The 24408-nt window shown below is 72.1% G+C and carries 18 protein-coding genes; 8 read left to right on the forward strand and 10 right to left on the reverse strand.

Features of this window, described 5'->3' with window-relative positions:
- Positions 1-213 precede the first annotated feature (213 nt).
- From rsgA to CG723_RS01860, 3 genes are all read left to right on the forward strand, one after another.
- Entirely contained in the window at positions 214-1323 is a 1110-nt protein-coding gene (gene rsgA / locus CG723_RS01850; protein ID WP_100591374.1) for a ribosome small subunit-dependent GTPase A, read from the forward strand.
- 123 nt (positions 1324-1446) lie between these two features.
- Complete coding sequence (locus CG723_RS01855; protein WP_100591375.1) at positions 1447-2847, forward strand: DNA-3-methyladenine glycosylase 2 family protein; 1401 nt, start codon at positions 1447-1449, stop codon at positions 2845-2847.
- The gene (locus tag CG723_RS01860; protein ID WP_100591376.1) at positions 2844-3335 is read left to right on the forward strand and encodes a methylated-DNA--[protein]-cysteine S-methyltransferase; all 492 of its coding nucleotides are present in this window, start codon (positions 2844-2846) and stop codon (positions 3333-3335) included. The genes CG723_RS01855 and CG723_RS01860 overlap by 4 nt, the downstream gene beginning before the upstream one ends.
- A 12-nt stretch (positions 3336-3347) precedes the next feature.
- Here CG723_RS01860 and CG723_RS01865 read toward each other — a convergent pair whose 3' ends face one another.
- The 6 genes from CG723_RS01865 to CG723_RS01890 all read right to left on the reverse strand — a co-directional run bounded on the left by CG723_RS01865 (position 3348) and on the right by CG723_RS01890 (position 11195).
- Positions 3348-3716, reverse strand: coding sequence for a PPOX class F420-dependent oxidoreductase (locus CG723_RS01865; RefSeq protein WP_100591377.1), 369 nt, complete (start codon positions 3714-3716; stop codon positions 3348-3350).
- A 77-nt stretch (positions 3717-3793) separates the two neighbouring features.
- Positions 3794-5224, reverse strand: a complete 1431-nt coding sequence (locus tag CG723_RS01870) for an amidase (protein WP_100591378.1) — start codon at positions 5222-5224, stop codon at positions 3794-3796.
- Complete coding sequence (locus CG723_RS01875) at positions 5221-6915, reverse strand: MFS transporter (protein WP_234374089.1); 1695 nt, start codon at positions 6913-6915, stop codon at positions 5221-5223. The genes CG723_RS01870 and CG723_RS01875 overlap by 4 nt, the downstream gene beginning before the upstream one ends.
- 178 nt (positions 6916-7093) lie before the next feature.
- Positions 7094-9421: a glycosyl hydrolase family 95 catalytic domain-containing protein gene (locus CG723_RS01880; protein ID WP_100591380.1), complete on the reverse strand. Its 2328-nt coding sequence runs from the start codon at positions 9419-9421 to the stop codon at positions 7094-7096.
- A 153-nt stretch (positions 9422-9574) separates the two neighbouring features.
- Positions 9575-10057: a DUF456 domain-containing protein gene (locus CG723_RS01885; protein ID WP_100591381.1), complete on the reverse strand. Its 483-nt coding sequence runs from the start codon at positions 10055-10057 to the stop codon at positions 9575-9577.
- A gap of 85 nt (positions 10058-10142) precedes the next feature.
- Positions 10143-11195: a helix-turn-helix transcriptional regulator gene (locus CG723_RS01890; protein ID WP_100591382.1), complete on the reverse strand. Its 1053-nt coding sequence runs from the start codon at positions 11193-11195 to the stop codon at positions 10143-10145.
- A gap of 198 nt (positions 11196-11393) precedes the next feature.
- On the opposite strand from CG723_RS01890, the gene CG723_RS01895 reads away from it, so the two are divergent.
- From CG723_RS01895 to CG723_RS01910, 4 genes are all read left to right on the forward strand, one after another.
- Complete coding sequence (locus tag CG723_RS01895; protein WP_100591383.1) at positions 11394-15140, forward strand: S8 family peptidase; 3747 nt, start codon at positions 11394-11396, stop codon at positions 15138-15140.
- 153 nt (positions 15141-15293) lie between these two features.
- The gene (locus tag CG723_RS01900) at positions 15294-16844 is read left to right on the forward strand and encodes a protein phosphatase 2C domain-containing protein (RefSeq protein ID WP_100591384.1); all 1551 of its coding nucleotides are present in this window, start codon (positions 15294-15296) and stop codon (positions 16842-16844) included.
- A 70-nt stretch (positions 16845-16914) separates the two neighbouring features.
- On the forward strand, positions 16915-18660 hold the full coding sequence (locus CG723_RS01905; protein WP_100591385.1) for a pyruvate dehydrogenase: 1746 nt from the start codon (positions 16915-16917) through the stop codon (positions 18658-18660).
- Positions 18661-18819: 159 nt separating this feature from the next.
- Positions 18820-19311 (forward strand): ATP-binding protein, encoded by a 492-nt coding sequence (locus tag CG723_RS01910; protein ID WP_100591783.1) that lies wholly within the window; start codon positions 18820-18822, stop codon positions 19309-19311.
- Positions 19312-19375: 64 nt separating this feature from the next.
- On the opposite strand, the gene CG723_RS01915 is transcribed toward CG723_RS01910, so the two are convergent.
- Both CG723_RS01915 and CG723_RS01920 read right to left on the reverse strand, forming a co-directional pair.
- The gene (locus CG723_RS01915; protein ID WP_100591386.1) at positions 19376-20455 is read right to left on the reverse strand and encodes a DUF2637 domain-containing protein; all 1080 of its coding nucleotides are present in this window, start codon (positions 20453-20455) and stop codon (positions 19376-19378) included.
- A 216-nt stretch (positions 20456-20671) separates the two neighbouring features.
- Complete coding sequence (locus CG723_RS01920; protein ID WP_100591387.1) at positions 20672-21517, reverse strand: (2Fe-2S)-binding protein; 846 nt, start codon at positions 21515-21517, stop codon at positions 20672-20674.
- Between the two features lie 141 nt (positions 21518-21658).
- Here CG723_RS01920 and CG723_RS01925 point away from each other — a divergent pair, with 141 nt between their 5' ends.
- The gene (locus CG723_RS01925) at positions 21659-22432 is read left to right on the forward strand and encodes a GntR family transcriptional regulator (RefSeq protein ID WP_100591388.1); all 774 of its coding nucleotides are present in this window, start codon (positions 21659-21661) and stop codon (positions 22430-22432) included.
- Positions 22433-22461: 29 nt separating this feature from the next.
- On the opposite strand, the gene CG723_RS01930 is transcribed toward CG723_RS01925, so the two are convergent.
- A complete protein-coding gene (locus tag CG723_RS01930; RefSeq protein ID WP_100591784.1) occupies positions 22462-23223 on the reverse strand; it encodes a hypothetical protein in 762 nt (253 codons plus the stop codon).
- Positions 23224-23387: 164 nt separating this feature from the next.
- A partial coding sequence (locus CG723_RS47280) for a PucR family transcriptional regulator (RefSeq protein ID WP_234374090.1) occupies positions 23388-24408 on the reverse strand: 1021 nt, incomplete at its 5' end.

A 24408-nucleotide genomic window follows, 5' to 3' on the forward strand; every position in this document is an offset into this window, starting at 1 on the left:
GAGTTAGTCTCCGAACCGTTCCAGCGGTGGTCCACGGCCACCGTATGCAGAGGCGTATTCCAGGAGGTGTTGACCGATGGCTGTCGTTGCGACGGGCGCTGCCCGCATCCAGAAGTTCATCGAGTCCACCTCTGTGGTCACCGGCTGACCTACCTTCTTTGTTCGCGCCGCTGTGCGCGACCAGCTGGGGCCGCCTTTGTGAAGGGTCACCCCTTGTCTTCCTCTTCTCTCCCGAGCTCTTCTCCCTCGAAATCGGCCCTGGCTGTGTACGGCTGGGACGGCGGCTGGGAGGCCGAGTTCGCCCGGTTCGCCGAGCAGGGCCTGCTGCCGGGCCGTGTCGTACGTGTCGATCGTGGTCTGTGTGACGTCGTCACCGCCGAGGGTGTGGTGCGCGCCGACACCGAATTCGTCGTCCCGCGCGACCCGATGAAGGTCGTGTGCACGGGCGACTGGGTCGCCGTCGACCCTGAAGAACGCGACCCGCGGTACGTGCGGTCGCTGCTGCCGCGCCGCACGTCCTTCGTGCGCTCGACCTCGTCGAAGCGGTCGGAGGGCCAGATCCTCGCGGCCAACGTCGACCACGCGGTGATCGCCGTATCGCTCGCCGCGGAGCTCGACCTCGGCCGTATCGAGCGGTTCCTCGCCCTGGCGTGGGAGTCCGGCGCCCAGCCCGTCGTCGTCCTCACCAAGGCCGACCTCGTACCGGACGCCGCGACCATCGCGCACCTCGTCTCCGACGTGGAGACCGCGGCGCCCGGCGTGAACGTCCTCGCGGTCAGCGCGGAGGACGGCCAGGGCATCGACGTGCTCGGCGCGCTCCTCGACGGGACGTCGGTGCTGCTCGGCCAGTCCGGTGCGGGCAAGTCGACGCTGGCCAATGTCCTGCTCGGCGCCGACGTCATGCACGTGCACGCCGTACGCGACGTCGACGGCAAGGGCCGGCACACCACGACCACCCGGAACCTGCTGGTCCTGCCGACCGGCGGCGTCCTGATCGACACCCCCGGGCTGCGTGGCGTCGGGCTCTTCGACGCGGAGGCCGGCGTCGGGCAGGTCTTCTCGGAGATCGAGGCCCTGGCCGAGGAGTGCAGGTTCCACGACTGCGCCCACGACGCCGAGCCGGGATGCGCCGTCCTGGCCGCGCTCGACGACGGGACGCTGCCCCCGCGGCGCCTCGACAGCTACCGCAAGCTGCTGCGCGAGAACCAGCGGCTCGCCGCCCGCACCGACGCCCGCCTGCGGGACGAGATGCGGCGCGTCTGGAAGGCGCGCGGCGCCGAGGGCCGCGCCGCGATGGAGGCGAAGCGGGGGCGCCTCGGCTGAGGCGGCCCCGCGCGGCCCCCGCTGTCCCGTACGGGACAGCGGGGGCCGCGGCACTCCCCGGGCAGTGCCATGTCCGAATCCCGCCAGCCCCCGGCGCCGCGCAGGCGCACACTGGAGGGCGTGATGATCGATGAGGACACGCGGTACGAAGCGGTGCGCAGCCGTGACGCGCGCTTCGACGGAGAGTTCTTCTTCGCCGTCGAGACGACCGGTATCTACTGCCGCCCCAGCTGCCCCGCGGTCACCCCCAGGCGGAAGAACGTCCGCTACTACGCCACCGCCGCGGCGGCGCAGGGCTCCGGTTTCCGCGCCTGCCGGCGCTGCCGCCCCGACGCCGTGCCGGGCTCGGCCGACTGGAACGTACGCGCCGACGTGGTGGGCCGCGCCATGCGCATGATCGGCGACGGCGTCGTCGACCGCGAGGGCGTCGCCGGGCTCGCCGTGCGCCTCGGGTACAGCGCCCGCCAGGTGCAGCGCCAGCTCACCACCGAGGTGGGCGCCGGACCTGTCGCCCTGGCCCGCGCCCAGCGCGCCCACACCGCGCGCGTCCTGCTCCAGACGACCGGCCTGCCGATCACGGAGATCGCGTTCGCCGCGGGCTTCGCGAGCGTGCGCCAGTTCAACGACACCATCCGCGCGGTCTACGCCCGTACGCCCACGGAGCTGCGCGCCGAGGCCCCCGCCACCCGCGCCACCGCCACGGCGGCCGGCATCCCCCTGCGCCTCGCCCACCGCGGCCCCTACCAGGCCGGCCCCCTCTTCCACACCCTCGCCCGTGAGGCCCTCGACGGCGTCGAGGAGATGACCGGAACGCCGGGCTCCCGCACCTACCGCCGCACCCTGCGCCTGCCCTACGGCACCGGCGTCGTCTCCGTCGACGAGCACACCAGGTCCACGCCCGCGAGCCGCGCCGCGCACCACGGCGGCTGGCTCGACGCCCGCATCCACCTCACCGACCTGCGCGATCTGACGACGGCCGTGGGGCGCCTGCGGCGCCTGTTCGACCTGGACAGCGACCCGTACGCGATCGACGAGCGCCTCGGCGCCGACCCGCGCCTCGCGCCACTCGTCGCCGCGCGGCCCGGCCTGCGCGCGCCGGGCGCCGCCGATCCCGACGAGCTGGCTGTACGGGTGCTCGCGGGGCGGGAGGAGGCGGCGCGGCTCGTCGAGCGGTACGCGAAGGCCGTCGACGCGCCCTGCGGCACCCTCACCCATGTCTTTCCTTCCCCCGACGACCTCGCCGGGGAGCCGGGACCCGTCGGCGCGCTCGCCACGGCCCTCGCCGACGGGGCCCTGCGCCTGGACCCGGGCGCCGACCGCGACGACGCCGAGGCCGCCCTGCGCGCCCTGCCCGGCGTCGACGCCCGCACCGCCGCCCTCATCCGCATGCGATCCCTGGCCGACCCGGACGTGGCCCTCCCCGAAGAGCCGGGGCAGGAACCCGTACCGGACACCTGGCGCCCCTGGCGCACGTACGCACAGCAACACCTCTGGACACAGCGACAGTTGGAGCAGCAGTCATGACCGTGTACTACACCGTGCTCGACAGCCCCGTCGGTGAACTCCTGCTCACCGGCGACGAGTCGGGCGCCCTCACCTCTCTGTCCGTGCCCGGGCAGAAGGCAGGACGCACGGTGCAGCCCGGGTGGCGGCGCGCACCGGAGCGCTTCGCCGACGCCGAGAAGCAGCTCGCCGCCTACTTCAGGGGTGAACTCAAGGAATTCCACCTGGAGTTCAGCACGGACGGGACCGAGTTCCGCGAGAAGGTGTGGGCGGCACTCGATGCCGTGCCGTACGGCGCGACCACCACGTACGGCGCCGTCGCCGCGAGCATCGGCGCGTCACGCGCCGCGGTCCGCGCCATCGGCGGCGCGATCGGGGCCAACCCGCTCCTCATCGTCCGCCCCTGCCACCGCGTGATCGGCGCGGACGGCTCCCTCACCGGGTACGCGGGCGGCCTGGAGTGCAAGCAGCAGCTGCTGGCCCTGGAGGGAGTCCTCCAGGACGATTAGTCGTCGAGGCCCCTAGTCGTCGAGCCCCCAGCTGTGGATCTTGTGCGGGTGGATCCGGATGAGCTCCTCGCTGAAGTGCGCGCCCAGGTGGTGCGGGCCGGTGAGGAGTTCCGCCTCGCCCCTGACGTCGACGCCACGCACCTTCCACGGCTTGACGCTGAGGATGTCGTCGACGACGAGCGCGACCTTCGGGTTCGCCTGGAGGTTGCGCCACTTCTTCGTCTTCCCGAGCGTGTATCCGCCGACCAGGATCGTGCCGTCGTCCTGCGGGAAGAATCCCACGGGGTTCGCCTGCGGCTGGCCCTTCGGGTCGACGGTGGCCAGCCGTCCCAGGCGCTGGGACTTCAGATAGGTGAGCTCGGCCTCGCTGAATTCGGTCATGGCCTCAGCCAAACACGATCGCCCCCGCCATGCATCGGGCCCCGGCCCTAGGGCCGTTGCCCGATGCGTCCCGACGGCTACGAGAAGAGGCGTGTGTACCTGTCGTGCCAGGGGTGCGCCTCCTCCAGCTGCGCGCTCAGGGCGATCAGGGTGGCCTCGTCGGCGGGGCGGCCCACCAGGGAGACTCCCACCGGGATGCCGCCCTGCGGGGTCCAGTACAGGGGGACGTTGACCGCCGGCTGACCGGTCATGTTGTACGGGCTGGTGAAGGCGCTGAACGCGCTCTGCCGGCGCAGGTTGTCGAGCGGGTCGCCGGACTCGTCGAAGAACTCGAGCGGTTGCGGCAGCGTGGCAAGCGTCGGGGTGAGTACGGCGTTGTAGCCGGACGTCGCCCGTACCGCACGGCGTGCGGCGCGCTGCATCCCGGTGATGGCGGCCGCGAGCTGCTCCCCGCTGATGCCACGGCCGAACTCGCGCCAGGCCCGGGTCACCGGCCGCAGCAGCTTCTCCGCCCCGGCGTCGAGGGTGTGCCCGAGCGACTGCACTCCCCACGCCGTCACGAAGTGGCCGCTGATCTCGGGACCGAACGGCGTCGGGATGTCCTCCACGATGTGCCCGAGATCTTCGAGCAGTTGCGAGGCGTGCTCCCAGGCCGCCAGGCATGCCGGGTCCACCGTCACGCCTTCGGCGGCGGGCCGCGCGTACCGGCCGATGCGCAGCCGCCCGGGGGAGCGCTCGGCATACGCGAGGAACGTCTCGCCCGGCGGGAGCGGCGGCGCCCAGTGCGGGTCGCCCTGCTCGGGCCCCGCCAGCGCGTCGAGCAGCGCCGCCGCGTCGCGCACACTGCGCGCCAACGGCCCTTGTACGGACAGGCCGTTGACCTCGATCCCGGCGGGTCCCGAACTGACCCGGCCCCGCGACGGCTTGATGCCGAAGAGGCCGCAGACGCTCGCCGGGATCCGGATGGAGCCGCCCCCGTCGCTGGCGTGGGCGACCGGCACGAGGCCGAGCGCCACGGCCACCGCCGCCCCGCCGCTGGATCCTCCGGCGGACAGGGCAGGGTCCCACGGGTTGCGGGCCGGACCCGACACATCGTTGTCGGTGTAGCAACAGCAGCCGAATTCAGGGGTGTTGGTCTTGCCGAGGCTGATCGTGCCGGCCTCGCGCAGCCGGGTCACGCTGTAGGCGTCGGCATCCGGCACATGGCCGGCGAAGGCCTTGGACCCGTACGTCGTGCGCACGCCGGCCGTGTCCACCAGGTCCTTGACGGCCGTCGGCACGCCGAACAGCGGCGGCAGGTCCCCGTCCGCGCGCCGCTCCTGCGCGGCCGCCGCCTCGGCCAGAGCGGCGTCGGGCGTCACCGTCACAAAGGCGCCGAACTGCTCGTCGTGACGCTCCACCCGGTCCAGGTGATGCCGTACGAGTTCCACCGGGCCGACCTCGCCCTTGCGGACGGCGGCGGCCTGTTCGAGGGCGCCGAGTGCGTGCAGCTGAGTCGCGGCGGTCATGCGGTGCTCTCCTTCAGTTCGGCGACCTGCCGGGCCACCAGTTCCTCGTGCTCCTCGACGTCGCGGCGCGCGTCGCGCGGCCGCCACCTGCCCGTCATCACGAAGATGAACGGCAGGAACAGCACCTGCCCGCCGAGACACACCCACCACCAGGTCTGCCACGCGTGCGCGTTGTCCGCGCTCGCCCGCTGCACCTCGGGCCCGTGCTCGCGCAGGATCTTCAGCTGCGGCGCCGCCTTCTGCACGGTCTCCCGACCTTCGGCGCCGACCTCCTTCCGGGCCTGGGCCAGCAGCGGGGCGGGCACCTTGTCCGGCGCGTACGAGCCGAGTTCGGCGAAGAGCTTCGGGTGGGCGTTCGTGATGGCGAGGGCCGGAGCCGCCTGCACCGACGCCGCCTTGACCTCCGCGCCGTGTTCGATCAGCGGGGTCACGGTGCTCACGACGAGCGGTACGAAGGCGGCGGACAGGGCGACGGTGATCCGCACGATCCAGCCCCACACGGCGAGACCCGTGGCGGTGGCCGCCGGGTTGTGCCGCTCGACCGTCTCCGTGAAGCTCGCCATCCACGGCGAGTAGGCGATACCGCTGGTGACGCCGATGCCCGCCACGATGAACGCGAACGTGTAGTAGCCGGTGTGCGGTTGGGTGGCGTGCAGGGTGAACGCCAGCGTGAAGCCTATGGACCCGAGCGCGCCGAGCAGCATGAAGGGCTTGCGCACGCGCAGGCGGTCGGAGAACAGGCCGGCCAGGACCAGCGAGATCGCGTTCGCTCCCCAGTACCAGTTCAGCAGGGCGTTGGCGCGCTGCGGGGTGTATCCGAAGTTGGTGGCGAAGTAGAGCACGAAGTTGCCGACGGCGGCGAAGTACAGCAGGAGGTAGACGCTGATGGCGACGGCGGAGCCGATGACGTCGAGGCGGAGCATCTGGCGCCACTGACCGCGCAGCGCCGTCTTGGTGTCCATCCCCTTGGCGCGCGCCTCGACCAGCGCGCGGTCGCGCAGGCTCACCATGATCTGGTCGCGCAGCGCCGGGGCCAGCTCACGCAGTCCGAACAGCGCGACGACGAACATGGCGAGGCCGCTGATGCCCGCGAAGCGGATCTCGTCCTGCCAGGTGGTGGAGCCGCTGAAGGTGCGGGAGGTGACGGCGGTGACCACGAGGCTGCCGATGATCGGCCCCATCGTCCAGTAGCCCATCGCCGAGGCCCGGCCGAGCTGCGGAGAGAAGTCCCTGATGAGCGCCGGGGTGGCGACCAGGATCATGCCCTCGACGAGTGACACGGCCGCGTAGATGAGCAGATAGCTCGCCTTGCCCGGCGCGTTGGGCAGGGCGAACGTGGTGAGCAGGCCGACCACCAGCAGGCCGTAGACCACGATGTTCGCCCGGCCCCAGCGGTCGGCGAGGCCGGCCACCAGGGACGAGAAGGCGCCCACCGCGTTGGCGGCCACCGATATGTAGACGAAGTACAGGAACGTCATGTGGTAGTGGCTGATGATGGCTGTCGACACCGCGTACTGGATGTACAGCTGGTAGTAGAGAACGATCGTGGCGAGCACGACGATGCCCAGGTACCAGTACCGGGGACCACTCTCGGGGTAGTGGTCGAGCCGTCTGCCGCCGAGGCGGCTCAGAGCTGAGGGGATCGGCCGGCTGGTGCGCCGCGCCGTGTCCGCCGGTGACGAAACCGACATCATGCCTCCCTGCTGTCGAGACACACGCCAGCGTGTGCATGGTCGGGGAGGCTAATACCGTCCAGTCGGTATCTCCTAGGGGTAGGACAAGGGTTTGTGATCTCGTTATGGCGGGAGTGTGTGGCCCGGGCCTGCCCCGGAGGCGGGCAGGCCCGGGCCGCGGGGATACGCGTCGGCGTCAGGCGGGCAGTCCCCAGCGCTCCGCCGGCGCGTTCGCCGTGACCGGCTCGACGCTCAGGCCGGGGCGGTCGCCCTTCGCCGTGACGAGCGCCGAGTCGCCCTTGCGCAGGGTGATCCGGATCGCGCCGTCGCCCGCGTCCTCGTAGCGCAGCGGCCTGCCCCGGCCGTCGCGTACGTCGACCGCGCCCGCGATGCCGTGCCGCACCACACACGGCGCGCCCGCCTCGCTCACGAGCCGCACCCAGCGCGTCGTGCCGCCCTCGCGTACCGCGCTCAGCAGAAAGGCGCCCTGCGTACGGAAGTTGTGGACGGCGAGGTCCTTCCATGCGGCGGGCAGGGTCGGGAAGACGCGGATCACGTCGCCCCAGGACTGGCACAGCATGTCGTGCAGGGACTGGGCGGCCGACAGCGGCGTCTCGATGACCGGGCCCGACTCCTTGTACATGGTGTTTGCCTGGATGAAGCGGGACATCAGCTGGCCCAGGTACTTCAGGGCGTCCTCGCCCTTGCCGAGCAGCGCCGACATCGAGGCCGCGCCCGTGAACGTATAGCCCTGGAGGGCCCCTTCGAAGCCGACCCAGTGGGCCAGCGACTTCTCGATCAGGGCGAGTTCGTCGGGGGTGCGGCCGGTCAGCTCGTACAGCGGGTACACCGCGAGCATGTGCGAGTAGTGGCGGTGTGACTTCGCGAAGGGGATGTCCGCGCCGATCATGAAGCCGTTCATGTCCGTCGGGTAGGCCACGCGTCTGGCGAGCACCTCGCGCCAGCGCGGCGCCAACTCGTCCTCGATGCCCAGGAGTTCGGCCGAATCCAGGAGGGTACGGCAGCCCCACGTCAGGAGCATCAGGTCGTAGTTGCAGTCGCGGGTGTTGCCGCCGTACTCGGGAGAGAACGTCGCGGGCAGGTGCAGCCTGCCGTCGGCTCCCGGCTCCAGGAAGTGCAGGTAGTAGTTGATCGCCTTGCGCAGCAGGGGGAAGAGGACGTCGCGCAGGATCTTCTCGTCCATGGTGTGCCGGTAGCTCAGCCACACGTTGTGCAGCGCCCAGGTGAGGTTGCCGACCTCGGGCGTCGGAGTGTCCTGGCCGGGGATGCCGACGCCGTAGCCCTGCGCGTTGCTCGTCGCGCCGCCGTTGACGAGGTGCATGTCCGTGGTGCGCGGGATGCCGAGCGAGTCGGCGCGGTACGGGGCGGCCATCTCGGCGGTGAGGTTGTCCCGGAACTCGCCCAGCGCCCGTGTGACGGCGTCGAGTTCGAGGTGGTTCGAGCCGTGGATCAGCCAGTACTCCAGCTGCACGTTGAGGTTCCACCAGGTCGCGGGCCACGGCGTCGGCTCCAGCCAGGGGCCGCTGGTCGCCATGACGGGGGCGTCCCGGCGGGCGGCGGACGCCGTCTTGTAGAGCTGGATCCAGTAGAAGCGCTGGATGCGCGCGTCGGGGACGGACAGGAAGCTCTTGCGGTAGTACGCGTGCCACCAGGCGCGATGGGTCACGGCGAGGGCGTCGTAGGGGAGCACGGCCGCGGCGCGCACCGCCCGGACGGCCCGGTCGCGGGCGGTGGACTTCGGGAAGGAGTGCGCCACGTTCACGTACAGCGTCCGCCGCTCGCCGCGGGTGCGCTCGCGCCAGGCGGTGACGTGCTGGCCGCCGGACAGGAGCGGCTGGACGGAGGCGGAGATGCCGTCGTACTCACCGGACTCGGCGGGCGGGTTGCCCTCGTAGCCGGCCGGGATCGGCTGGAACGCGGCGCGCGGGCTGATCGACTGGGCGGGGTGGAAGACCCACGCGAAGCCGCGCTCGCCCTCGGACGGGGTGACCTCGACGGCGAGGACGGAGAGCGCGTTGGTGACCTGGGCGCGGATCGTGAGCGTGCCCTTGTCGGTGGTGAGGGTGCCGGTCAGCTCCGCGTCGCGAAGGCGCAGGCGCCAGTCGAGGCCGGTGATGGCGCCGACGGGTTCCAGCGTGAAGTAGCCGATGGGCAGCCTGGCCAGACCGAACAGGGAGCCGAACTCCGGGCGGTGGTCCTGGACCTCGGAGTGCTGGACGTTGAAGCGGATCGCGTTCTTCCCGGGCTCCTGGTAGATCCCGGAGCCGAGGAGGCCGTTGCCCAGGTACGGGCCCTCGTACCAGGTCTTCGGCATCTTCTGCCAGACGAGGTCGGCGTCGTCGAGGACGGTGCGCCAGGCGTCCTCGGAGGGAGCGCTCACCGCTGTGGCGGGGGTCGCGACGGGGGTGGCGGCGGTGGCCTGTGACGGCAGCCCGCCCGCCAGCGCGGCCCCGGCGAGGGTGGATCCGGTGGCGAGCACGGTCCTTCTGGACGGTCTTGGCATGGCGCAGCCTCCACGTGTCGAAGCGGACGTCGATTCATCGGAGCTATCCCCTGCGGCAAGCTAGAGATGTGACGAGAGCCCGTCAATATGCTGGGAGAGATCCGATGTAACTCGCGCTATGTGGATGCTGTACGTGTACATGAACCGGAGCGGCTAGCCCCAGATCGCGGCCCCGATCCAGGCGCCCACGATGAGCAGGCAGGCGAAGAGTTCGGCCAGGACACTGGAGCCGCCGGCACGCATCGCGGTCCGGGTCGAGGCGACGGCGTCGCCGTGCCGTCCGAGGCGCAGGCGCTCGCAGAGGTAGATACCTCCGATGAACCCCGGGATCGATCCGATCACCGGGATCACGCAGAAACCGACGAGGGCGCCGGTCCCCGCCCATATCGCGGTGCGGCGCGTGGCCCCGCTCTCGCGCAGCCGACGCGGCGGGAGCTGCCAGCGAAGCACCTGGGCGGCGAGCAGGACGGCGGTGGCGCCGACCAGAACACCCCAGGCCAGCCCGTTCGGGTCCTGGAGCGACCACACGAGGACCGCGGCCCACACGAGCCACGACCCGGGCACCCCGGGCACGAGCACTCCGCACAGGCCGAGCAGCATCACCACTCCCACCAGCAGGAGTTCCCACACGCCCATCTGCCAAGAGTGCCGGACAACGGCCGAACCCGCAGATCGCAGAGCTTCACGCTCCGCCACCACCGACAGCTTCCGGCCGCGGAAGTCACCCCTCCGCGCCGTGCTCCCCGGGTCGCTCCTGAATCCGCTCCCCGACCCGGTCCGACCCCGGCACGTCCCGTGCCACCCAGCCCCGCTCGTACGCATGCCAGCCCAGCTGGAGCCGCGTCGTCACACCGGCCAGTTCCATCAGGCGCTTCACCCTGCGCTGGACCGTGCGAAGCCCCAGGTCGAGCTGCTTGGCGACGCTCGCGTCCGTGAGTCCGGCCAGAAGAAGGGAGAGGATCTCCAGGTCCGTGCCGTCGGGGCCGTCCGGCTCCTGCTCGGTGATCACGCGGCTGCTCTCGCCGAGCCGCAGCGGCAGCGCGTCCCGCCAGACCGCCTCGAACAGTCCGGACAGCGACTCCAGGAGCCCGCTCGCGTGTACGACGAGCGCCGCGGGCTCCGCCCCGCGCGAGGTCAGCGGCACCATCGCGAGCGCCCCGTCGGCGATCACCAGCTTCGTCGGCACCCGGTCCACGACCCGTACCTGCTCGTCCCGCCCGATCGCGGCCGACAGCTCCGTCAGCCCCGTCGGCATCGAGAGCACCTCGCGCTCCACCACGACCCGGTACGCGACGCCCCGGCCGGTGGCCTGCTCCTCCGCCTCGTTGTCCATCCCCGAGACGACGATCGGATTGCCGGTGACCAGCGCGCACACCTCGTCCGTCGCACCCAGCTGAAGCTGCAGGAACCGCTGCGAGACGGCCGCCGCGCCCGTGACCACCTCGACCAGATCGTGCACGGCGGGCTCGGCGGCCTGCGCCCGGTACTCCTCCGCGAGCAGCGCCGCCGCCAGCTCCGCCTTCTCCAGCTCGTGCCGCTGCTGCGTCAGGAGCGCGCCGAGCGCGACGCCCGGCGGAGCCGCGACCCAGCGCCCCGGCCGAGCGGACGACTGTGCCGCGAGCCCGTGCCGCTCCAGTCTGCGCAGCGCGTGCTCGGTCTCGTACTCGGCGAGGGCGAGCCGCCCCGCGAGATCGGGCACGTCGGCCGCGCCCAGCGACACGAGCGCGCGGTAGGTGCTCTCGTGCATCTCGTCCAGACCTATCGCACCCAGCATGCGGCGATGCCCCTCCCCGAGCCTCGGTTCCGGCGGCACCGTGGCGGGAAACGGCCACGGCACAAACCCGCCGCGCCCCATCTTCCCCGTACCAGCGCTCTCTCTGCCAATGTGGCGCCACCGCAGCACCAACATCCGCCGGGAATACGGCCTTTGTGCCGTATTCACCTGCGCTTTCACCTGGGGAGAGGGAGAGCGATGCGCGCGATATCGCGTACGGCCTCGGTGGCGGCGACCGCCGTCGTCCTGGCCGTCACCGCGGCCCTGCCTACCGTGGCCGAGCCACGGGAGGACGCCAAGAGACCGCTCGTCGGCAGCGAGGCGGCCGCGAAGGAGGGGGCGGGCTCCGTCGTCACGCTCGTCACGGGCGACCGGATCCTGGTGACCAAGGACGGTTCGGGCCACAGCGCGGCCACCGCGCTCCCCGGCGAGGACGGCACCGCCCCCCTCGTGCAGACGCGGACGTCGGGCCAGGACCTCTACGTCTACCCCGCCGGCGCCGTCAAGGCGATCGCCGACGGCCGCGTCGACGAGGAGCTCTTCAACGTCACGGGCCTCGTCCGCCAGGGCTACGACGACGCGCGCAGCAAGTCGCTGCCGCTCATCGCGGTCTACGACAAGTCCGTCGACGTCGCCCGCAGCGCGCCCGCCGCCCCGCGCGGCGCCGAGCGCGGCCTCGTGCTCGACCCCGTCGACGGCGTGGCGCTGAAGGCCGACAAGAAGAAGGCCGCCGACTTCTGGGCGGACGTCACCAACACCCGCTCCCGCGCCGCCGGCTCCCTCAAGAAGCTGTGGCTCGACGAGAAGGTGGAGGCCAGCCTCGACCGGTCGACGAAGCAGGTGCACGCCCCCGAGGCGTGGGCCGCCGGCTACGACGGCAAGGGCACCAAGGTCGCCGTTCTCGACACCGGTGTCGACACCGACCACCCCGACCTCAAGGGGCGCGTCGCCGAGTCGAAGAACTTCACCGACTCGCCCGACGCGACCGACCATCAGGGCCACGGCACCCACACCACGTCCACCGTCGGCGGGACCGGCGCGGCGAGCGACGGCAAGAAGCGCGGCGTCGCCCCCGGCACCTCGCTCCTCAACGGCAAGGTCCTCAACGACTCGGGCTCCGGCGCCACTTCGTGGATCATCGCCGGCATGCAGTGGGCCGTCGACCAGGGCGCCGACGTCGTCTCCATGAGCCTCGGCAACCCCGCACAGACCGACTGCACCGACCCGATGGCCATCGCCACCGAAGAACTCGCGCAGTCCTCGAAGAACACCCTCTTCGTCATCGCGGCGGGCAACACCGGCCCCGGCAACAACTCCGTGTCCTCACCCGGCTGCGCCCCGAGCGTCCTGACCGTCGGTGCCGTCGACCGCGACGACTCCACCGCGAGCTTCTCCAGCCGCGGCCCGGCCTACGGCTCGCACACCCTCAAGCCCGAGATCACCGCGCCCGGCGTCGACATCTCGGCCGCCGCCGCGGGCGGCCGGGGCGTCTACGCGTACCAGTCCATGAGCGGTACGTCGATGGCGACCCCGCACGTCGCGGGCGCCGCCGCCATCGTCAAGCAGCGCCACCCCGACTGGAGCGCGCAGCAGATCAAGTCGGCCCTCGTGTCCTCCGCGGACGCGGCCATCCCCGGCGACGTGCGCGAGACCGGCGGCGGCCGCCTCGACGTGAAGGCCGCGGTCGACGAGAAGGTGCTCGGCGCGAGCGCCGTCCAGGGCGGCAGCTTCAACTGGCCGCAGGACAGCAGCGACCGCACCACCGTCGACGTGCCCTACACCAACACCACCGACAAGCCGGTCCGGCTGAGCCTTGCCGTCCAGGGCGTCACCGGCAACGACGGCTCCGCGGTCCACTCCTCCGTCGCGAAGCTCGGCGAGCGCACGGTCACCGTCCCCGCGGGCGCGACCGTCAAGGTCCCGCTGAAGATCGACCCCACCGCCTCGCTCAGGGCCGCCCAGTACGGCGACGTCACCGGCCGCGTCCTCGCCACCGCCGACGGCGTCAGCGTCTCCACGCCCTTCTCGCTGTACGTACAGCCCGAGACGGTCACCCTGCGGGTCAAGCTCGTCGACCGCTCCGGCAAGCCCGCCGACGCCCAGTCGTCCGTCGACCTGATCGGCACCGACGACGCCAGAGGCGAGCGCCGCTTCAACGAGGGCGCGGCCGACCAGACGTACCAGGTGCGTCCGGGCCGCTACTTCCTCTCCAGCTTCGTCGCCACGCCCGACACCGAGGGCACCCTTCTCAACTCCCTTTCCTACCTGGCCCGTCCGCAGCTCGAGGTGAAGAAGGACACCACCGTCGTCCTCGACGCCCGCAAGGCCGGCCGATTGAGCGTGAAGACCGACAAGGCGTCCGAAGTGCGCGGAGCCACCCTCGGGTTCGCCCGCAGCTGGGACGACACCTGGCTGCACGCCGGCACCGCGGGCGGCGGCCGCAGCATCGCCGGCTACTACGCCGACGTCGAGGGCCGGGCCACCGACGGCACCTTCGAGTTCGACAGCTTCTGGCGCGCTGCGGCCCCGCAGCTCACCGAGTTCGGCGTCGAAGGCGGCCCCACGCTGCACGCGGTGGCCGGGGCGACGAACTCCGCGAACCTCGACGGCTCCGGCAAGGCCCAGGTCGTCGATGCCAAGTCCGGTACGGCCGCCGAGCTCGCCGCGGCCGGCGTCAAGGGCAAGATCGCTCTGGTCAAGCTCGCCGACAACGGCGCGGCCGCGGCCGTGGCCAAGGCGGCCAAGGACGCCGGAGCCATCGCCGTCCTCGCCCACCGCTCGATTCCGGGGCGCTTCTACCCGTCCGTCGGCTTCATCGGCGGCTCCCTGCCCGTCATCGGTATCCCGTCCGACGAGGCCGCCGACCTGCTCACCCGGATCGGCGCCGGCGACGTGACCCTCCGCTGGAAGGGCACGGCGAAGAGCCCGTACTTCTACAACCTGGCCTTCCCCGAGAGCGGCCCGGTGCAGAGCGCGCGCACCTACACCGTCCGCGACCGCGACCTCGCCGAGAACAAGGCGACGTACCGAGCGATGGGTACGCCCACCGACTACATGGACATGCCCAGCGTCACGCGCCCCAGCGGACTCACGGCCTACTTCGGTGACTTCGAGACCGTGGCGGCGCCCTCCCACCGCACTGAGCTCTACTCGGCGGGTACCACCGGCTTCGGCCACCAGGTCTCCAGCAGCTTCCCCTGGGGCGAGTACATGATCGACCCGGTGCGCACGTACAAGAAGGGCGAGCACCGCACCGAGGAGTGGTACGGCGGCGTGCTCGCGCCCACCACGCCCCTCGACGAGGCGGGGAAGCCGGCGCTCGCCGCCGAGCGTCAGGGCAACCTGATCGGTGTCGCGCCCGGCTTCTGGGGCGACAGTGAACACCAGGGCGTCCAGGGCAGCTTCGGCGACTTCGGTGGCATGGAGCTGAAGCGCGACGGCGAGGTCATCGGGGACAGCGCCTGGCCGTCCGGTGTGTTCGACGTCCCGGCCGACGACTCGTCGTACGACCTGACGCTCAACACGTTCAAGCAGAGTTTCGGCGCCTGGAACCGCTCCACGCAGACGACGACGACCTGGTCGTTCCGCTCGCACCTCGAGGAGAACGTCTACTCGCAGGGCATCCCGCTGCTCTTCCCGCACTACGCCCTTCCGCAGGACGACCTCAAGACGCTGCCCGCCACGGACGGCCAGCGGATCACGCTCACCGCGACCGGCCACGCCGGCTACACGCCCGGCAGGATCACCTCGGCCGAGCTGTCGTACTCCTACGACGGCGGCACCACGTGGACCGAGGCGCCGACCAGTGAGCGTGACGGCAAGTGGAGCGCGACCGTGAACCACGCGGGCGCCTCCGGCAAGCCGGTCACGCTCAAGGCCGAACTGACCGACTCCAAGGGGAACTCGGTCACGCAGACGGTGACGCGCGCCTACGACGTGCGCTGATCACCGAACGAGCCGGTCCGCCGGGCGTCCTTCCCGTGGGGGGTGGGGTCGTCCGGCGGACCTTTTTCGCTTCAAGCCGGGTCATTCGGGGCCATTTCTGGTCGTTTTCGAGTGTCCCGTTTTCGTAAGGCCCGTGCGGTGGACAATAAGGGCATGAGCCAGCAGGGGGAGAGGAACTCCGGCCGACACGGTCAAGGCGACGACTGGTGGGGGCAGTTGTACGACGAATCCACCGACGACACGGGCCCGACCCCGGCCCCGGACACCCTCGACGACCGCTTCGCCTCGGCGTCGGGGACGGTCTCGCCACCAGGTTCCGACAGGGGCGAGGAGCAGGTCCCGGAACCGGTGCCCGAGCAGGTCCCCGGGCCGGTGCCCGAGCAGGTCACGGAGCGGGCGCCGGTCCCGGAGCAGCGGATGGCTCCGCCACCGCCACCGCCCCCGGAGCAGCGGATGGCTCCGCCACCGCCCCCGGCGCCTGCCCGGCCCGTGGACCCGCCGCCGGATCCGGGCGCCCCGCGTGCCCCGTGGGAACCCCCGGCACACGCTCCGGGGCGCCCCCGGAGTTTTCCGCCCGGGCCACCGCCGCCCGGCCACCGGCCACCACCGCCCCCTCCCACCGCCGCGCCGGACCTCCGCGCGCCCGACACCGATGCGCACGCCACCGACGCGGCCCCCGACACCGGCCCCGGCCAGGACGCGGTCGTCGCCGAAGGGCCCGGGGCCCGCCCCGAACCCCCGGTCATCCCCTACGTGGGCGACGGCCCGCCCACCTACGACGCCGAACCCACCGCGCTCCCGCCCGCCGACCCCGACACCCTCGACGACCTCGTCGCCGACACCGTCCTGGACGGCGCCAGATACGGGACATCCACCCTGCGCGCGGTGTCCGTGCGCGGCGACTCCGCGCGCTACCGGGGCGAGCCCCGCCGCGACTGTCTGCTCACCGCCCGGTTCGGCACGGGACCCGGCGCCCTGATCCTGGTCGCCATGGCCACCGGCGCCCGCGCCGCCCCCGGGGCGCACCGCGCGGCGGCCGAGGCCTGCGACTGGATCGGCCGCGCCGTCGGCCGCAGCCACGCGAGGCTCGCCGAGGACATCCGCGCCGCCCACCGGGGCGACCTCAAGTCGGGCCTGCACCGCCTGACGGACCGCAGCCTCGGCAGACTCAGGGCGAGCGCCGCCGAGCAGGGCCTCGAACCGGAGGAGTACACGGCGAGCCTGCGCTGCCTCCTGCTGCCCGCCGACCCCGACTGCCGCACCCGCGTGTTCTTCGGCGTCGGCGGAGGCGGCCTGTTCCGGCTGCGCGACGGCGCGTGGCAGGACATCGAGCCGCAGGTCTCCGAGGTGTCGGGCGCCCCCGTCGTCGGCTACGGCTCACCGCCGCCGGAGACCCCCGACGGCGACCGCCTGACCATGGACCTCGGGATCACCACGCCCCCGAGCCCGTACGAGCCGGCACCCGAGCAGCCCCGCGACCCGTTCCGCTTCCGGGCCTCCGTCGCCCGCCCGGGTGACACGCTCCTGCTGTGCACGGCGGGCCTCGCCGAGCCCCTGCGGGGCGAGCCGGAACTGTCCGGGCACCTCACGCGCCGCTGGAACGGGAGCGGCCCGCCCGGCCTCACCGCCTTCCTCGCGGACACCCAGGTACGGGTCAAGGGGTACGCGGACGACCGCACGGCCGCCGCTGTTTGGGAGGCGTAACCGCGCCCGCTGTGAATTCATGGGGAAAGGAGTGTCCTCAGTACCCGGTTCGTGAAGGGGCGCATGAGTCATGGCCAAGCAGAACGTCGCCGAGCAGTTCGTCGACATCCTCGTCCGCGCGGGCGTCAAGCGCATGTACGGCGTCGTCGGTGACAGCCTGAACCCGGTCGTCGACGCGATCCGCCGCAACTCCGCGATCGACTGGATCCACGTACGGCACGAGGAGACCGCAGCATTCGCCGCCGGGGCGGAGGCACAGGTCACGGGGAAGCTGACGTCCTGCGCCGGCTCCTGCGGGCCCGGCAATCTGCACCTCATCAACGGGCTCTACGACGCCCACCGCTCCATGGCCCCGGTCCTGGCCCTCGCCTCGCACATTCCGTCGAGCGAGATCGGCCTCGGCTACTTCCAGGAGACCCACCCGGACCGGCTCTTCCAGGAGTGCTCGCACTACAGCGAGATGATCTCCAACCCGCAGCAGATGCCGCGCGTCCTGCAGACGGCGATCCAGCACGCGGTCGGCCAGTCGGGCGTCAGCGTCGTCACGCTGCCCGGCGACATCGCCGACCGGCCCGCCCCCGAGAAGTCCGTCGAGACGGCGATCGTCACGTCCCGGCCGACCATCCGCCCGGGCGACGCGGAGATCGACCGGCTCGTCGAGATGATCGACGAGGCCGCCAAGGTCACCCTCTTCTGCGGCAGCGGCACCGCGGGCGCGCACACCGAGGTCATGGAGTTCGCCGAGAAGATCAAGTCTCCGGTCGGGCACGCCCTGCGCGGCAAGGAATGGATTCAGTACGACAACCCGTTCGACGTCGGGATGAGCGGGCTGCTCGGGTACGGCGCCGCGTACGAGGCGACGCACGAGTGCGATCTGCTGATCCTGCTCGGCACGGACTTCCCGTACAACGCGTTCCTGCCGCAGAAGGACGTGAAGATCGTCCAGGTCGACGTCAGGCCGGAGCGCCTCGGCCGGCGCTCGAAGCTGGACCTCGCGGTGTGGGGCGACGTGCGCGAGACGCTGCGCTGTCTGACCCCGCGCGTGCAGCCGAAGACGAACCGGCGCTTCCTCGACAAGATGCTCAAGAAGCACGCGGACACCCTCGAAGGCGTCATCAAGGCGTACACGAAGAAGGTCGAGAAGCACACCCCGATCCACCCGGAGTACGTCGCCTCCGTACTGGACGAACTCGCCGCCGACGACGCCGTGTTCACGGTCGACACGGGCATGTGCAACGTGTGGGCGGCGCGCTACATCTCGCCCAACGGGCGCCGTCGCGTGATCGGTTCGTTCTCGCACGGCTCCATGGCCAACGCGCTGCCGATGGCGATCGGCGCCCAGTTCGTCGACCGCGGCCGCCAGGTCGTCTCGATGTCGGGCGACGGCGGGTTCTCCATGCTGATGGGAGACTTCCTGACCCTCGTCCAGTACGACCTGCCGGTCAAGGTCGTCCTCTTCAACAACTCATCCCTCGGGATGGTCGAGTTGGAGATGCTCGTGGCGGGGCTCCCGTCGTACGGGACGACGAACAAGAACCCGGACTTCGCGGCCGTCGCCCGCGCGTGCGGCGCGTACGGGGTGCGCGTGGAGAAGCCGAAGCAGCTCGCCGGGGCGCTGAAGGACGCCTTCAAGCACAAGGGCCCCGCCCTCGTCGACATCGTCACCGACCCCAACGCCCTGTCGATCCCGCCGAGGATCAGCGCCGAGATGGTGACGGGCTTCGCGCTCTCCGCTTCCAAGATCGTCCTGGACGGCGGTGTCGGCCGCATGGTGCAGATGGCCCGCTCCAACATCCGCAACGTGCCACGCCCGTAGCCGGTACGTGTCGCCCTGCCGGCGCCTGCCGGGCCACGAGTTCGTTGGTGGATGAATCCACAGGAGTGCGGACATGCGTGCGGGGCATGCATTCCCGTGTACGCGTTCGAGCGTGGTCGCAGGAGAAGGGTCAAGGTCATCGGCGTGCGGGCGGGGGTCATGAAACGGCTGGTACGAGGGCGCGTTCCCACCACGGTGGCCGGACGCTCCCCAACGGAGGAAGCGCCGGGCGGCGACGGGGCGGCGACAGACGGCACGACGGACGGCGGCGCGAAGCTCAGGCGCACGCTGGGGCGGTCCGATCTTCGGGCGGTGCCCGAGGCCAGACGCGCACTGCGCGAACTCCTCGACGAGTGGGGCCCGCCGGAGAGGTCGCAGACCGCGGAACTGCTCACCAGCGAACTGGTGACGAACGCCCTGGTGCACACCGACCACGACGCCGTCCTCACGGCCACCGTCGGGCCGAAGCGGCTCCGGGTGGAGGTCAGGGACTTCGTGGGGCGCAGGCCGAGGCTGCGCGTACCGGTCGCCGACGACGGTACGAACGGCCGGGGTCTCGTCCTGGTGCAGTCCCTCGCGGACGCCTGGGGCGTACGGGCCCTGGGGGTGGGCAAGGTGGTCTGGTTCGAACTGGACGGTGGTCCCGCGTGACACCGCGGGACCACCGCCCGGAACGGCAAGCCCGCCGGGCCGGACTCCCTTCGGACGACAGGACCTAGCCGAATTGCCGCTCGAGGTCCTTGAGCTTCTGCTCCAGTGAGTCGAGCCGCGGCAGGGCCTGGGTGTCGTCCTCCGCCGTGAGGTCGACCGTGACGGGCTTGCCGGCTTCAGGGCCGCCTTTGACGGCCTGGAGGGAGGGACGCGCGCGCAGCGGGAGCTGTTCCTGAGGTGAGGGCGGCGGGTCCTCCGATATGGCAGGCTCCGCGCCCGCCTGCCCCGTGCCGGCCCCCGCGGAGACGGCGGTCTGCACGTCCACCTGGCGCCCTCCGCGCCCTCCGAGCGTGGGATGGCCCCGGCTGATCGCCTTGAGCTGGGCCCGCTCCAGCTTCTCGTGCTCGCGCCTGCGCAGCCGGTTCTGCTCCTTCTCGCGCTTGTCCTCGCGCACCTCCTCCACTGCCTCGTCCAGGGTGCGCACCCCTTCGAGCAGCATCAGCGACCAGGCGCCGTACGTCTCGCGGGGCGCGCGCAGCCACCGCACGATCCGGATCTGCGGCAACGGCCTCGGCACCAGGCCCTGTTCACGCAGGGCCGCGCGGCGGGTCTGCTTCAGCGCGCGGTCGAAGAGGACCGCGGCGGACAGGGACATGCCGGCGAAGAAGTGCGGGGCGCCCGCGTGGCTGATGCCGCGCGGCGCGTGCACCCAGTTGAACCAGGCGGCGGCGCCCGCGAAGGTCCACACGAGTATCCGGGAGCCGAGCGCCGCGTCGCCGTGGCTCGCCTCGCGCACCGCGAGCACGGAGCAGAACATGGCCGCGCCGTCGAGGCCGAACGGGACGAGGTACTCCCAGCCCCCGGACAGGTTCAGGTTCTGCTGGCCGAAGCCGACAAGCCCGTGGAAGGAGAGCGCGGCGGCCACGGCGGCGCAGCAGAACAGCAGCAGGTAGGACGCGGTGCCGTAGACGGCCTCCTTGCGCCTGCGGCGTTCCTCGCTGCGCTCCCACGAGTCGTCGGACGATGCGGCCGCCCTCTCCCCGGCGCGCTTGCTGCGTGCGAGGACCGCCACCGCCGCCAGCAGGCCCAGGAGCAGCACGGCGCCGGGAAGCAGCCAGTCCAGCGATATGTCGGTCAGTCTCATCTGGGGTCCCTTGCGTCGCGGTAGGGCTTTTCGGCCGCCATATTGACTCAAGGCCACCGGTGCGCAAGGAGTTTCGGGACAAGAGAACGCCATTGGAGTGCGAGGGGGCGTACGAAGCGGGCATGCGCTCGAACTCCCTTGAGAATGAGGGAAGTTGAGTTCGAATCACGTCACCCGAAAGGGTGGTTCATGGCGAGGGGGTTGCCGCCGTCGCGTTCAGGCGGTTGCGCTCAGCCTCGCCACTCGGTCCGCGTCGCAGGTGCGGGGGCACGTCACACAGGTGTCCTCGGGGCGCAGCGTGTAGAAGAGGCAGCAGCTCGCCCGGTCGCGCGTCGGCAGCGACTGGCCCTCGGGGCCGGTGAGTTCACGGAACGCGGGCTTGCCGGCGTACGGCTTCGTCGTGCCGGGCAGCAGCAGTTCGAGCTCCTGCATCGCGCGGCGCTCCTCGCCGAGCAGATGGGCGATGTACCAGAGGCCCTCGACGATCTCGTCGGTCGCCATGCCCCACAGGGCGCGCGGGCCGCGCCGCATCCGCGGTCCGAATCCGGTGAGCACCGGGCCCAGGTGGCCGGCGACGGCCGCGCGCACCTCGGCCCGCAGCGCCTCCTCGTCGGGCACGACGTGGGCGCCGGGCAGTGCTGCGGCCGGGTCGCCCGGCAGGCAGGCGAAGTCGGTGACGCGTACGGCCATCCGTCCCAGGGTGCGCTGGAAGGCGACGTCCGTCACGGGGAAGCGCGGGACACGGCGGTCCAGGAACCACGGCACCGTGACCAGCAGGCAGGCGGGCCAGGCGTAGCGGTGCAGGCCGAAACTGGCGACGACGTCCGGGCGGGCCTGCTGCCCGTAGTCCTTGAGCACCTGAGCGTTGTCCCACGCGAGGAACGCGTCGAGGGCGGGTCCGCCCTCCGCGAGCCGGGCGGCGGCGACCCAGCCGCTGCCCTGAGGGGGTTCCTCGGTGTCGGCGAGCTCCGTGATCCGCAGACCCGCGAACACCTCGGTCAGCCGGGTGTACGCGGGCGTGAGCGCGCTGGTGGCCGCGGGGGCCGATGCGGGGAAAGGCATGCAGGGGACCACCGAATCGCGATCGTTTGCAGGTAAGCCTTACCTTACCCGAGCGATGGGGGGTTTGAACTGCGGGCCCAGCGGCCTATGGTTCTGCGTTGGACGAATTCCGCGGATTACCGACGACAGGGGAGGACCTGGGTGGAGCAGGCCAGAACGCGCGCCGACAGTGCCCCCTCAGGGCTGCCCGCGGGCGTTCCCGAGCAGCGGGGCACCGCCGGGTGGCACCAGGTGCCCGAGCAGACCCGGGGCGAGCACACCCACAGCGAGACGCCGCTGCCGCGCCCCCGCGTCGAGCGGACCTCCGTGCGCGGGCAGGTGCTCGACGCGCTGCGCACCGCGCTCGTCGACGGCGAGCTCGTGCCCGGCGAGGTCTACTCCGCGCCCGTCCTCGGTGACGGCCTCGGCGTCTCGGCGACGCCCGTGCGCGAGGCGATGCAGCAGCTGGCCCGCGAAGGCGCCGTCGAGGTCGTGCCGAACCGCGGCTTCCGCGTCACCGAGCGCAGCGCCCGCGAGCTCGCCGAGCTGGCCGAGGTGCGGGCGCTGATCGAGGTGCCCGTAGTGCTGCGGCTCGCCCGTACGGTGCCGGTGGCGCGCTGGGCCGAGCTGCGGCCCCTCGCCGACGCGACGGCCGTCGCGGCCGCCGGCGGCGACCGTGCGCACTACGCGGAGACGGACCGGGCCTTTCACCGCGCGATGCTCGCCCTCGGCGGCAACGAACAGCTCGTACGGGTCGCGGACGACCTGCACCGCCGCTCGCAGTGGCCCCTGCCCGGCGGCGGACCGCTGTCCCGCCGCGCCGACCTGGTGGCCGACGCCGCGGAACACATGGCACTCCTCGCGGCGCTGGAGGCCCAGGACCTCACGGTGGTGCAGGCGCTGGTACGGGAGCACTTCGCCGGGGCAGCGGACTGACTGCGCCGGCATCGGCCCGCGCCGGACCGTCAGGCCGCCGTCGGCAAGTGCTCCGCCAGCCATGTGGGAACGCCGCCCAGGAGGCGGAACAGGCGGGACGCCTCCGCACGCAAGCGGGCCGCCGCCTCCGGGTCGGGTTCCGCCTCCGCCAGGGAAGCGAGCGCCGGTGCCGTGCCGACCAGGTAGCCGAGTTCCTCGCGGATGCGCAGCGACTCGGCGAAACCGTGCCGGGCCTCCGTCAACTCGCCTTCGCGCAGGGCGAGTCCGGCCAGATGGCGCCAGGTGAAGGACAGCAGCAGCGGATCGGGGTGCGCCGTCGCACCCGCGTGGGCCCTGCGGTAAGCGGCCCTGGCCGCCTGCGGCGAGTCGGACAGGTTCTCCGCCATCAGGCCGCGCCTGAAGTCCAGCAGGGCGCGTCCCGGGGCGCCGGGCGGGAGCAGCGCGGCGGCCCTGCCGAGTGCGGAGCGCGCCTCGTCGGCCCGGTCCCGTACCCCCAACAGCGTTGCCGAGTAGGCGAGTTGACCGCGCTCGCAGGCCGCGGCGCCGCGTTCGCCGTCATCGTGGGCCAGGGCCTCGGCGGCGCGCAGCGCGTCCTCCGCGGCGGCCCAGCCCTGCTCGGTGTAGAGGCAGCGCTCCCCGAGCAGCGCGGCCCGCTGGAGCGCGGCCCGCGCGTCCGTCGCGGCGAGCCGCTCGAGCAGTGCGGCCGCGTCGGTCCAGCAGGCGCGTGAGCGCAGCCGCCATACCGCGGTCTGGAGTGGATCGTCCCCTGCAGTCGTTCCGGAACCAGACATGGCGGTATGCGCCACGTTGCCCTCCCCGAGCACACCATTGAGCCGAGCTGTCGTGCGCGCATCTCAGCATGGATGGGCACACTCGGCCAAGGGGGTAGGTGAAAGATTTCACAATCGCATGGGGTGGCGGACGGGGTTCGAAACACCCTTCGGGCGGCCCGAGTTCAGCTCATACGCAGGGCCAGGAAGAAGTCCAGCTTGTCCTCGAGCCGCGAGAGATCGCGGTTGGTGAGCTGTTCGATCCGCCCGACGCGGTAGCGCAGCGTGTTGACGTGGAGGTGCAGACGGCTCGCGCAGCGCGTCCACGAACCGTCGCAGTCGAGGAACGCCTCCAGGGTCGGAATGAGCTCGGCGCGGTGCTTGCGGTCGTAGTCGCGCAGCGGGTCGAGGAGGCGGGCCGTGAAGGCGCGGCGCACGTCGTCCGGGACGAACGGCAGCAGCAGGACGTGCGAGGCCAGCTCCTGGTGACCCGCGGCGCACACGCGCCCCGTACGGGCCGCGGCGACGCGGCGGGCGTGCCGTGCCTCCTCCAGGGCCCCGCGCAGCCCCTCCGCCGAGTGCACGGCGGCGCTGACGCCCAGCGTGAGCCGCCCGTCGTCCGCGAGGCCCGCCGTCAGCGGATCGCGTACGGAGTCCAGGAGCGCGTCGGCGTGCAGCCCCGTCTGCGTCCCGTCGTGCTCGTCCGGCACGGCGGGCAGCGGCACCAGGGCGATGGCCTCGTCGCCGTTGTGGGCGACGGCGATGCGGTCGGAGGGCTCGGGCCCCGCCGACAGGGGGTCGACGAGGATCTCCTCCAGGAGCGACTGGGCGACCGGGCCGCCCTCGATGTCGCCGCCGTCCCACTCGACCTTCGCCACTATGACCTGCCAGTGCGGGGCGGCGCCGAGGCCGGGGAGCAGCACGGGCGCGGCGACGCGCAGGCGTGCGGCGATCTCGGCGGGGGCGGCGCCCGTCTGGACCAGTTCGAGGACCTCCTGCGCGAGCCGGCGGCGCACGGTGCGGGCCGCGTCGCGGCGGTCGCGCTCGACGGCGATCAGCTGGGTCACGCCCTGGAGCAGGTCGAGCCGCTCCTCGGGCCAGTCGCCGGCGTCCGCCTCGACGGCGAGCAGCCAGTCGGACAGGACCGTCTCACGCACGTCGCGGGAGGCGGGCGTCGCGCCGCGGCCCGCGCTGCGGATCGGGAAG

It is taken from the genome of Streptomyces sp. CB01635, assembly GCF_002803065.1.
Lineage (GTDB): Bacteria > Actinomycetota > Actinomycetes > Streptomycetales > Streptomycetaceae > Streptomyces.

Bases quoted from the DNA above. Each gene is read 5' to 3' on its own strand.
- CG723_RS01870 (WP_100591378.1), bottom strand. From the start codon at position 5,224: ATGACCGCCGCGACTCAGCTGCACGCACTCGGCGCCCTCGAACAGGCC.
- CG723_RS01885 (WP_100591381.1), bottom strand. From the start codon at position 10,057: ATGGGCGTGTGGGAACTCCTGCTGGTGGGAGTGGTGATGCTGCTCGGC.
- CG723_RS01865 (WP_100591377.1), bottom strand. From the start codon at position 3,716: ATGACCGAATTCAGCGAGGCCGAGCTCACCTATCTGAAGTCCCAGCGC.
- CG723_RS01900 (WP_100591384.1), top strand. From the start codon at position 15,294: ATGAGCCAGCAGGGGGAGAGGAACTCCGGCCGACACGGTCAAGGCGAC.
- CG723_RS01910 (WP_100591783.1), top strand. From the start codon at position 18,820: ATGAAACGGCTGGTACGAGGGCGCGTTCCCACCACGGTGGCCGGACGC.
- CG723_RS01895 (WP_100591383.1), top strand. From the start codon at position 11,394: ATGCGCGCGATATCGCGTACGGCCTCGGTGGCGGCGACCGCCGTCGTC.
- CG723_RS01930 (WP_100591784.1), bottom strand. From the start codon at position 23,223: ATGTCTGGTTCCGGAACGACTGCAGGGGACGATCCACTCCAGACCGCG.
- CG723_RS01905 (WP_100591385.1), top strand. From the start codon at position 16,915: ATGGCCAAGCAGAACGTCGCCGAGCAGTTCGTCGACATCCTCGTCCGC.
- CG723_RS01920 (WP_100591387.1), bottom strand. From the start codon at position 21,517: ATGCCTTTCCCCGCATCGGCCCCCGCGGCCACCAGCGCGCTCACGCCC.
- CG723_RS01880 (WP_100591380.1), bottom strand. From the start codon at position 9,421: ATGCCAAGACCGTCCAGAAGGACCGTGCTCGCCACCGGATCCACCCTC.
- CG723_RS01860 (WP_100591376.1), top strand. From the start codon at position 2,844: ATGACCGTGTACTACACCGTGCTCGACAGCCCCGTCGGTGAACTCCTG.
- CG723_RS01855 (WP_100591375.1), top strand. From the start codon at position 1,447: ATGATCGATGAGGACACGCGGTACGAAGCGGTGCGCAGCCGTGACGCG.
- CG723_RS01915 (WP_100591386.1), bottom strand. From the start codon at position 20,455: ATGAGACTGACCGACATATCGCTGGACTGGCTGCTTCCCGGCGCCGTG.
- CG723_RS01875 (WP_234374089.1), bottom strand. From the start codon at position 6,915: ATGTCGGTTTCGTCACCGGCGGACACGGCGCGGCGCACCAGCCGGCCG.
- CG723_RS01890 (WP_100591382.1), bottom strand. From the start codon at position 11,195: ATGCTGGGTGCGATAGGTCTGGACGAGATGCACGAGAGCACCTACCGC.